Source organism: Kineosporia sp. R_H_3 (assembly GCF_002198675.1).
Lineage (GTDB): Bacteria > Actinomycetota > Actinomycetes > Actinomycetales > Kineosporiaceae > R-H-3.
Map to the genome: position 1 here is coordinate 1 of NZ_MWLL01000056.1, position 7,866 is coordinate 7,866.

Genomic DNA, 7,866 nt, shown 5'->3' on the forward strand with positions numbered 1-7,866 from the left:
GCGAGACCGCCGCCGAACCCCGCTACCTCCACAGCGCCCGCGGCGTCGGCGTCCGCCTCGCCGCCCCCGACGAGGGCTAGGGCGACGGCCGGTGCGTCGTCGCGTCGCACTGCTCGTGGCTGCCGTGACATCAGCGGTCGTCCTCGCCTTCGTCATCCCGCTCGGGCTGCTCGTGCGCACGCTGGCCGAGGACCGGGCGCTCCGCGCCGCCACGAGCCAGTCGGTCTGCATCGCCGGCGCGGCGCAGAACATCACCGACCCGGCCACCCGGGACCGGGTGGTCGAGCAGTGCGGCGACGACCGGCCCGGCGCACCGCCCCCGACCGTGGTCCTCTCCGGCCGGACCCTGCTCGGCCCGGAGCCGCCGGCGTACGACCCGGGCCTCGTCGCCGCCCTCGAGCAGGGCACCGCCCAGACGGTCACCACCTCGACCGGGAAGATCATCTACGTCGTCAGCATCACGAAGGCCGACCGGGTCGTCGTCCGGACGGTCGTCCCGAACGCCGAGCTGCACCGCGGCGTGGCCCAGGCCTGGGGGACGCTCGGCGCCCTCGGGCTGGCCCTGATGCTCGTCGCCGTCGTCTTCGCCGCCCGGCTGGCGGGCCGGATCAGCCGGCCGCTCCTGCAGGTCGCGTACGCGGCCGAGACGATGCGGTCCGGGGCGCTCGACACCCGGGTGCCCGAGCGCGGGCCGCCCGAGGTCGTCGCGCTCGCCGGTGCGCTCAACGGGCTCGCCGAGCGGGTCCAGCAGCTGCTCGCCGCCGAGCGGGACGCCGTCGCGGACCTGTCGCACCGGCTGCGCACCCCGGTCACCGCGCTGCGGCTGGACACCGACGGGGTCACCGACCCGGACGTCCGGGAACGGCTGCGGATGCACGTCTCGGCGCTGGAGAAGACCGTCGACGCGATCGTCCACGACGCCCGCCGCCCGTCGCGCACCCAGCCGGGGACCTCGTGCGACGTCGGCCGCGTCGTCGCCGAGCGGGTCCAGTTCTGGTCGGCGCTGGCGGACGACCAGGGCCGCGCGCTGCAGCTGTTCCTCCCCGAGCGCCCGCTGCGCGTACGGCTCGACGCCTCGGACCTCGCCGACGTCGTCGACGTGCTCGTCGACAACGTGTTCGCGCACACCGACGAGGGGGTGGCCCTCACGGTGTGGGTGGTCGCCCGCGGGGACGGGGCGGTCGTGCTCAGCGTCGAGGACGGCGGCTACGGGCTGCCGTCCGGCGACGTCGTCGCGCGCGGCAGCTCGGGCGCCGGCTCGTCCGGGCTGGGGCTGGACATCGTGCGCCGGCTCGCGATCGCCTCCGGGGGCGGCCTCGAGCTCGGCCGCTCCCAGATGGGCGGGGCGCTCGTCCGGGTCGTGCTCGGGGCGGCGTAGCCCCGGACGCAGGGCGCCGACCTCAGTCGTCGTCACCCGAGTCGTCGGAGTCGTCGTCGTGGTCGTCCGCACGGTCCGCGGGGCCCTTGGCGCCGGAGTCGTCGTCGGCCTTGTCATCGGCCTCGTCGGGGTCGTCGTCCGCCTTGGCGTCGTCGTCCGCCGTGTCGCCCGAGGTGTCGTCGGCCTTCGCGTCGGCCTTGTCGTCGCTCGTGCCGTCGCCCTTGTCGTCGGCCTCGTCACCGGACGTGGCCGCCCCGGCGGCCGGCGCGGCGTCGTCCGCCGGCTCCGCGACCGGCGCCTCGCCCGCCGGCTCCGCGGCCGGGGCGTCGTCCGTGTCCGCGACCGGGGCCGCGTCGTCCAGGCCGACCGTCGTGCCCGCAGCGCCGACCACCGGCGCGTCCACCGCGGTCCGCGTCACCTTCGTCGGGGCCGGCGCGGCGTTCGTCACGGCGGTGTAGGTGAAGGCGGCGACGGCGAGACCGAGGGCGGCGCCGACGGCGACGAAGGGGGCGGTGCGGGTGCTCACGAAGGACGCTCCGAGGGACGGGCCGGTGCCTGGGGCCCGGAGGGCGCCGCACGGCCGGCGGGTGATCGTGACCAGATCCTCCCGGCCGGGGCGTCATGGGCACGTCGTCGCCGGGTCAAGACCAGGTCAAGGCTCGCAGCGCGACGACGGACGGGGTCCGCGGTCGCGGCCGACCACGCCGCGCGACGGTCGTGCACCGTGCGGACCACGTGTCCCGATGCACGCCCTGGACCGTAGTCACGGACAGTGACCCCGGGTAAAGTCACGGCCTGGAGACGCCGATCCGAGGAACGGTCGGAGCCGAACAACTTGACCTGCACTTGACCAAGCGCTGAGCGCGCCTTCACCTGGGTCCCGGGATGCTGAAGCCATGAAGCGAACCACCACGAAGGACCGGGACCGCACGCTCCGCGTCGTGTCGGGCCTGACGGGCGGCCTCACGGCGCTCGCCGTCGCCGCGACCGGGCTCGCCACGGCGTTCGCCGCCCAGACGACCCAGCGCAAGGAGGCCCTCAAGCTCGCCTCCGAGGACGCCGCCGGCGCCGGCCTCGCCGCCGAGCCGGGCGAGACGAGCACGGTCACCGAGGAGGCCGAGGAGCCGCAGGCCCCCGCCGGCACCACGACGACCTCCGTGAAGTCGAAGACGACGTCCAAGAAGCCCGCCGCGCGCACGACGACCAAGCGCCGCACGACCGCCTCGGTCCGCCGCACGACCACCGCGGCGAAGAAGGTCACGACCACCTCGCGGCCGAGGACGACGACCACGTCGAAGCCGCGGACGACGACCACCACGACCAAGCCCAAGCCGAAGCCCTCGACGACGACGAAGACGTCGAGCTCCTGAGCCTCGTGGCCACGACCACCGCCCCCGGCGGTCTCACCTTCGCAGAGACGTCGTGGCGGGCCCTGGGAACCTACGTCCAGCTCGGGGTCGCCGACGCCGGTCGCCTCGACGAGGCGCGCGCCCGCGCGGAGGACCTGCTCGCCGCGGTCGACCTGGCCTGCAGCCGGTTCCGCGCCGACTCCGACCTCACCCGGGCCAACCTCGGCGCGGGCAGCTGGGTGCGCGTGGACCCGCTGCTCGTCGCGGCCGTGGGCGCCGCGCTCGACGCCGCCGAGGACACCGACGGCGTCGTCGACCCGACGCTCGGCCGCAGCCTCGTCGCGCTCGGGTACGACGCCGACATCGGCGCCGTCCGGTCCCGGCCGGACGACCCGGCCGGGGTGCCGCTGCCCGCCGTCCCGGACGCCTGGCGCGCGGTCGGGCTGCAGGACGACGCCGTGCTCGTCCCGTTCGGCACCGCCCTCGACCTCGGCGCCACCGGCAAGGCCTTCGCGAGCGACCTGCTCGCCGACGACCTCGCCGACCGCGGCATCGCGTGCATCGTCAGCCTCGGCGGCGACATCAGCATCGGCGTCCCGCCGGCGCTCGCCGACGACGACGGCACCGGCCCGGTCGACTGGCCGGTCGCGATCGCGGAGCTGCCCGACGACCCGCCGGTCCAGACGGTCCTGCTCGACCACGGCGGTCTCGCGACGTCGTCCGTGCTCGGCCGGCGCTGGACCCGGGGCGGGCGCCGGGTGCACCACCTCATCGACCCGCGCACCGGCCGCCCCGCGGAGTCCGTGTGGCGCACCGTCACCGTGTCCGCCGGGTGCGCCGTCGAGGCGAACACGGCGACGACTGCGAGCATCGTCCTCGGGGAGGACGCACCGCGCTGGCTCGCCGAGCGCGACCTCGCCGCACGCCTCGTCGACGCCGACGGCGGCGTGACCCTGGTGGCGGGCTGGCCCGCCGACGACGACCTCGCCGCTGGAGGGCGGTCCTGATGCTCGAGACCTTCACCGACGAGAAGTTCCTCTGGTACCTCATGCGCGGCACCGGTGTGACGCTCATGCTCCTGTTCACCCTGTCGACGGCGCTCGGGATCTTCTCCACGGCCCGCGCCGGCAACCGGTTCTGGCCGCGGTTCGCGACCCAGGCGCTGCACCGCAACGTGTCGCTCATCAGCGTCGCGCTGCTCGTCGCGCACATCCTCACCGCGGTCACGCACTCGTTCGTGGACATCCGGTGGATCGACGTCCTCGTCCCCTTCGTCGGCCCCTACGAGCCGCTCTGGGTCGGGCTGGGCACGCTCGCGACGGACTCGGTCATCGTCGTCGTCGCCACGAGCCTCGTCCGGGAACGGCTCAGCCACCGGGCCTGGCGGGCGATCCACCTCACCTCGTACGCCGCTTGGGCGCTCGGCGTGGTCCACGGGATCGGCCTGGGCACCGACGCGACGACGACGCCGTGGGGCCTCGGCTCGACCGTCGTGAGCATCGGCATCGTCGCGGCGTCCGTGGTCGTCCGCTTCGCGACCCTGAGCAACGAGAGGAAGTACGCCGCGTGAGCGCGAGAGGCGGCGCGACGGCGCCTGGACCGTGCGGACCTGGACCGAGCGGACCTGGACCGAGCGGACCGAGGGGCACATCGTGACCGGATACGTCGTCACCCGCGCCGGCTACGCCTCCGACATCGCCGTCGTCGTCGGTGAGCGCCTGCTCTCCGGCATCGCCCACGGCCCCGGGCTCGGCGAGCACCGGGCGACCTGGGCCGCTCCCCCGCACCTGCACGTCCGGGAGCTCCTCGCGCTGCTCACCGCGGCCGAGATCCGCGGCCGAGGCGGGGCGGGCTTCCCGTTCGCGCGCAAGGTCGCGACGGCCGTCGAGTCCGGCCGCCGGCGCGTCCTCGTCGTCAACGCGAGCGAGGGCGAGCCGGGCAGCGCCAAGGACAGCGCGCTCATGATGACCGCGCCGCACCTCGTGCTGGACGGCGCGGAGGCGGTCGCGCGGGCGCTCGGCGTCAAGCACATCCGGATCGTCGTCCCCGGCGAGCGGCCCGCGGTGCTGCCGTCGGTCGAGGCCGCGGTCGCCGAGCGGAAGGCGCTCGGCGACGGCCTGCGCTACGACATCTGGACGACGGGCGGCGGGTTCGTCGGCGGCCAGGCCCGGGCGGTCATCGAGCTCCTCGAGGGCCGCGAGAACCTGCCCGTCACCGCCTGGCAGCCGGAGGCGGTGAGCGGCTTCAAGGGCCGCCCGACCCTGCTGTCGAACGCCGAGACCTTCGCCCAGGTCGCCGCGCTCGTCGCCCTCGGCCCGGCCCGGTTCGGCTCCGTCGGCACGCCGGAGGAGCCCGGGACGACGCTGCTCACCGTCGCGGGCGACGGCCCGGGCGGGGTCGTGCTCGAGGTCGCCCTCGGCACCCCGCTGTCGGAGGTGCTGCGGCTGTGCGGCTACGAACCGGACATCACCGTGCTCCTCGGCGGCTACCACGGCATGTGGCTGCCCCCGGAGCAGGCCGTGCAGCGCCGGATGAGCCGCTCGGACCTCTCGTCCGTCGGGGCCACCCTCGGCGCGGGCATCGTCCTGCCGCTGGACCGGCAGGCGTGCCCCGTCACGCTCACCGCGGCGGTCGTCGACTACCTCGCGGGGCAGAGCGCCCGGCGGTGCGGGCCGTGCAAGAACGGGCTGCCGGCGCTCGCCGAGGCCTGCTCGCACCTCGCGACGGGCGGCGCGCCCGGTGCCCGGGAACGGATCGAGCAGCTCTCCGGCCTCGTGACCGGCCGCGGTGCGTGCGCGCACCCGGACGGGACCGCCCGGCTCGTCGGCTCGCTGCTGCGCAACTTCGGCTCCGAGGTGTCGGCCCACGAGCGCGGCGTGTGCGAGATCGCCGCCGGGGTCGCGGTATGAGCCGGCAGGGTACGCAGCGCCGGGTCACGGAGCGTCGGGGCACGAGGAGGGGACGACGATGACCGAGCTTCCGCGTCGACGCGACGTCCGCGGGGAGGGCTACCCGCCGCCCCCGCTGGGCTTCCACCGGCCGCCGTCCGACGGGCCCGCCGTCCCCCGGCTGTCCCAGGCCACGGGCTGGCAGGCGGTCGCCACCGCGCCGGCGCGTCCGCCGGCCGGCCCGACCCTGCGGGTCGACTGGCCGATGTGCAAGGCGCACGGGCTGTGCGCCGAGGTGCTGCCCGAGGCGGTGCGGCTCGACGAGTGGGGGTACCCGGTCGTCGACAAGGGCGTACCGCTCGACGGCGAGACCCTCGACGCCGCCAAGCGCGCCGTCCAGGCCTGCCCCACGCTGGCCCTGAGGCTCGTCCAGCCACGCTGACGGCCCGACGACCCCGGCCGGTGGACGCCCCTCCTCCGGTCGGTGCCGGCACGCACGTCCCCTGCGGCGTGCCGGCGACGGGGGGCGGCGCCGCACGTCCGATCCGTCGGTCCGGGCGGTGCCGCCTCCCTGCCGCCGTCAGGCCCGGGTGACCCGGGCGAGGTGCGACGTCACCGCGCGCACGCCGTCCCCGCCGCCGCCCCGAGCCCCGGCCCGTCGAGGGTGAGGGGGCGCGGCACGAGGTCGGCGAGCGCCGTCCCTGTCCCGGCGACCGGCTCGAGCACGACGGACGCCCGCTGCCAGCAGCGCCCCCACGCACCCGACAGCCGCACGGTCGTCGAGCCCGCGGCGGGGACCGTGACGTCCCGGCCGGTGCGGAGGCGGCCGTCCACGTAGACCTCCAGGCGGGCGTCGAGGTCGCCGGCCGCGGGCAGCCGCGAGCCGGTCACGACGACGTCGACGGTCGTGCGGCCCCGCGCGCCGACGGCCAGGACGCCGTCGCCGCCGGCCACCGAGAGCGAGACGTACGGGGCCCGGGAGGACGCCGTCCCGGCCGGGCCGCTGCCGGCGACCGCGACCGCCCAGAGCAGTGCGGTCACGACGACGACGGCGCCGGCGAGCGGCGCCGCGACGTGCCGCAGCCCGAGGACGGCCCGCCAGGTCCGCAGCGCGCCGACGGCCGACGCCGCGACCGGCAGGCCGGTGGTCCGGCAGTGGCCGACGACCCCGGCCGCGCCGAGGCCGACGAGGGCGAGGGCCACCAGCCGGACGGCGTGGACCGGGTCGATGCCGACGACGACGAAGGCGGTCGCGAGCACGGTCCACACCGCGACCGACGTGACGACGCGCAGTGCGAGCGTGCGCCACAGTCCCTCGCCGGAGTCGTACTCGACGGCCGCGGCGTAGGTCGCGACGACCGCGTAGCCGGGCGCGACGAGCGCGGCGGCGAGGACGGCGGGCACGGGCCAGGGGCTGTGCACGAGCGTCCCGGTGCCGAGCAGGACGCCGCACCCGACGAGCGCCCAGGCCTGCGCCCCGGTGAGCGGCCGGCCGCGGCGCAGCCGCAGGTCCGGGGCCTGCTGCGCCGGCGGGCGCACGAGGGCGGGGGTCATCGGGCCGCTCCCGTCGCGGCGTCCGGCACGGCGGCGTCCGGCACGACGCCGGCCGGCACCGTCGACGGGACGGCCGGGGTGCGGGCCTGCTCGGGGACGATCCGGTAGACGTCGTAGTTCGTCCCGGCCCACACCTTGACCGCCCACGGGTAGGTCTCGAGCCGGTCGAGCGCGGTGACCGGGACCGGCGCGGTCGTCGGGGGCTCGGAGGCGTCGATGTAGAAGCCGGTCGCCGGCCTGCCGGTGCTGATCCGGCGGTCGATCGCGAGCAGGCCGAGGCCGGAGCGCGGCAGCCGCTCGAGCGTCGTCGCCGGCACGGGCGCGTCGTAGAAGAACAGGTCCCAGACCGGGAAGTCCTGCACCGGCGAGAGGTTGCCGACGTTCGAGAGGTAGCCGGTGCTGTAGTAGTCGCCGCCGACCGCACCCGGCCCGCCCCGGCCGGCGTCGAGCGCACCGGCCCAGCGCGCGGCGGCGACGAGCTCCGGGGTCTGGACCCGGCCCTCGGAGCCGAGCACGTACGGGCCGGGGAAGCGCTGGGTGGCGTTGTTCTCGACGGCGCCGGTGCCGACGAGCACGACCGCGAGGACGCCGAAGACCGCGGCGCCCCGCAGCCTCGGCGACGGCGCGACCCGGTCGAGGAACGCCTGGCCCCGGTCGAGGGTGCGGCGGGCGAGGGCGCGGGCGGCGCGGTCTTCGG

General features: G+C 76.6%; 8 protein-coding genes and 1 pseudogene. 6 read left to right on the forward strand and 3 right to left on the reverse strand.

Annotated features, from left to right (window positions below):
- Nucleotides 1-124: 124 nt before the first annotated feature.
- Nucleotides 125-1,378 (forward strand): HAMP domain-containing sensor histidine kinase, encoded by a 1,254-nt coding sequence (locus ECOMGDLI_RS03370; protein ID WP_233153298.1) that lies wholly within the window; start codon nt 125-127, stop codon nt 1,376-1,378.
- Between the two features lie 22 nt (nt 1,379-1,400).
- On the opposite strand, the gene ECOMGDLI_RS03375 is transcribed toward ECOMGDLI_RS03370, so the two are convergent.
- Nucleotides 1,401-1,904 (reverse strand): hypothetical protein, encoded by a 504-nt coding sequence (locus ECOMGDLI_RS03375; RefSeq protein ID WP_088313680.1) that lies wholly within the window; start codon nt 1,902-1,904, stop codon nt 1,401-1,403.
- 370 nt (nt 1,905-2,274) lie between these two features.
- Between ECOMGDLI_RS03375 and ECOMGDLI_RS03380 the strand changes: the two genes are divergently transcribed.
- From ECOMGDLI_RS03380 to ECOMGDLI_RS35250, 5 genes are all read left to right on the forward strand, one after another.
- Nucleotides 2,275-2,748 carry a hypothetical protein gene (locus tag ECOMGDLI_RS03380; RefSeq protein WP_088313683.1) on the forward strand — a complete coding sequence of 158 codons (474 nt, stop codon included), beginning with the start codon at nt 2,275-2,277 and terminating at the stop codon, nt 2,746-2,748.
- Nucleotides 2,749-2,753: 5 nt separating this feature from the next.
- Nucleotides 2,754-3,734: an FAD:protein FMN transferase gene (locus tag ECOMGDLI_RS03385; RefSeq protein WP_088313686.1), complete on the forward strand. Its 981-nt coding sequence runs from the start codon at nt 2,754-2,756 to the stop codon at nt 3,732-3,734.
- Entirely contained in the window at nt 3,734-4,297 is a 564-nt protein-coding gene (locus ECOMGDLI_RS03390) for a ferric reductase-like transmembrane domain-containing protein (RefSeq protein ID WP_088313688.1), read from the forward strand. Before ECOMGDLI_RS03385 ends, ECOMGDLI_RS03390 begins: the two co-directional genes overlap by 1 nt.
- Nucleotides 4,298-4,379: 82 nt before the next feature.
- The gene (locus tag ECOMGDLI_RS03395; RefSeq protein ID WP_158220879.1) at nt 4,380-5,636 is read left to right on the forward strand and encodes an NADH-ubiquinone oxidoreductase-F iron-sulfur binding region domain-containing protein; all 1,257 of its coding nucleotides are present in this window, start codon (nt 4,380-4,382) and stop codon (nt 5,634-5,636) included.
- A gap of 58 nt (nt 5,637-5,694) precedes the next feature.
- Nucleotides 5,695-6,057 carry a ferredoxin gene (locus ECOMGDLI_RS35250; RefSeq protein WP_198954506.1) on the forward strand — a complete coding sequence of 121 codons (363 nt, stop codon included), beginning with the start codon at nt 5,695-5,697 and terminating at the stop codon, nt 6,055-6,057.
- Nucleotides 6,058-6,227: 170 nt separating this feature from the next.
- On the opposite strand, the gene ECOMGDLI_RS03405 is transcribed toward ECOMGDLI_RS35250, so the two are convergent.
- On the reverse strand, nt 6,228-7,169 hold the full coding sequence (locus ECOMGDLI_RS03405; protein ID WP_088313694.1) for a hypothetical protein: 942 nt from the start codon (nt 7,167-7,169) through the stop codon (nt 6,228-6,230).
- Nucleotides 7,166-7,866: pseudogene (locus ECOMGDLI_RS34390) on the reverse strand (hypothetical protein); the annotation flags it as partial. The pseudogene ECOMGDLI_RS34390 and the gene ECOMGDLI_RS03405, both read right to left, overlap by 4 nt.

Bases quoted from the DNA above. Each gene is read 5' to 3' on its own strand.
- ECOMGDLI_RS03405 (WP_088313694.1), bottom strand. From the start codon at position 7,169: ATGACCCCCGCCCTCGTGCGCCCGCCGGCGCAGCAGGCCCCGGACCTG.
- ECOMGDLI_RS35250 (WP_198954506.1), top strand. From the start codon at position 5,695: ATGACCGAGCTTCCGCGTCGACGCGACGTCCGCGGGGAGGGCTACCCG.
- ECOMGDLI_RS03390 (WP_088313688.1), top strand. From the start codon at position 3,734: ATGCTCGAGACCTTCACCGACGAGAAGTTCCTCTGGTACCTCATGCGC.
- ECOMGDLI_RS03380 (WP_088313683.1), top strand. From the start codon at position 2,275: ATGAAGCGAACCACCACGAAGGACCGGGACCGCACGCTCCGCGTCGTG.